1 protein-coding gene is annotated in these 1,196 nt (G+C 53.6%); it reads left to right on the top strand.

The window, feature by feature from the left end; genetic code table 11:
• Positions 1–364: 364 nt before the first annotated feature.
• The coding region (locus ACFWF3_RS36530) for a hypothetical protein (protein WP_379318778.1) at positions 365–1,196 on the top strand (832 nt) is incomplete at its 3' end.

Raw genomic sequence — 1,196 nt, forward strand, 5'->3', positions numbered from 1 at the left:
CAACCTGGGACGTGGTCGGCTCCGAGTAGACGTCCTTGCCGCACCTCTGGTAGACTGCTCGATTCGCAGCATTTTGATACTCGATTGCTGTAACGCTGGTAATGCCCTGACTGTAGCGGACACGCGAGATGGGTTGTTCCCGAGGCGTATTGCCGTAATTGCCTCATCCGGACCGTACCTGCCATCAGCTCATGGGCGATTGGGTAGCCCTTTTACGCTTGTCTTCTGTAGAGCATTGGACGACCTTGCGGAACGTGGGGCAGTACTTAGCCTCTCAGCTATTTCCGCACTTGTCGAAGGAGATTCCGATTTCGGCAAGCGAGTGCATATAAATCACCCATCGGGACACGCAGAGGAAATTTTCGTGAGCGAGCTGCCCGGCGATCAAATACCAGATGACGTCTCACAACGGTTTCTCGATAGAGCGTCGGCCGTTGATCTTCGGACTCGAGAGGCGCTCTGGTATGCGTTGCAGGATATGCCGGTCGCCCTTCAATTGGATGTGCTTGAGGCCGCTTGCTTTGATAAAGTGGGTGAGGCTAGTTGGCTGGTCCGACGTGCAATGGGAAGTGTTATTGCGAATCTTCCCGACCACTCCCGACGTCGTGAGGAGCTCATACTGTCGCTGCTGACACAAGATTCGAGCTGGATGCAGAAGGCGATCGGGATTGTGGCTGCACGGCGAGATGTGAAGCACGACGACAATATGCAGGACGAAATTATTCAAATTTTGCGGTCGGAATCCTTGATTGACTTGGTTTGGTTAGCCCATCTGTATGGTTCGGAGTTTTCTCCGAATCGCGCCTTGGATGCAGTTTTGAAAACTGGGCTGGTTCGAAGCAGCTGGGGTTTGCTCGATATCTTCAAGCGTCACCAAAGCCGGTTTGCTTCTAATCCTGAGCAACTGGTCGACCGACTTAGAGGTGCTGCGGTTGATCAGCGCGACTTGGCTGGCGTTCGATTGCATCTCGTTATATCTGGCCTAGATGATCGCCTTCTCAGCGACATTCCGATCGATCGAAAAGTGGCCGAATCGCCGGTGGTATTGGCTCTCTCTCGGAAGCAGCCCCGGGGAAGACTATACCACTCGAAAGGTAAGTGGCTTCTGTCGTACCTCTACGGCGACTGGCGAGATCAGATAGCTGAGAGCGTCGTTCAAGTTCTGGATGAGGTTCCAGGAAGTCAGAGGCTTGATC

Origin of the sequence: Nocardia sp. NPDC060220, from assembly GCF_042727815.1 — a bacterium.
GTDB lineage: Bacteria > Actinomycetota > Actinomycetes > Mycobacteriales > Mycobacteriaceae > Nocardia.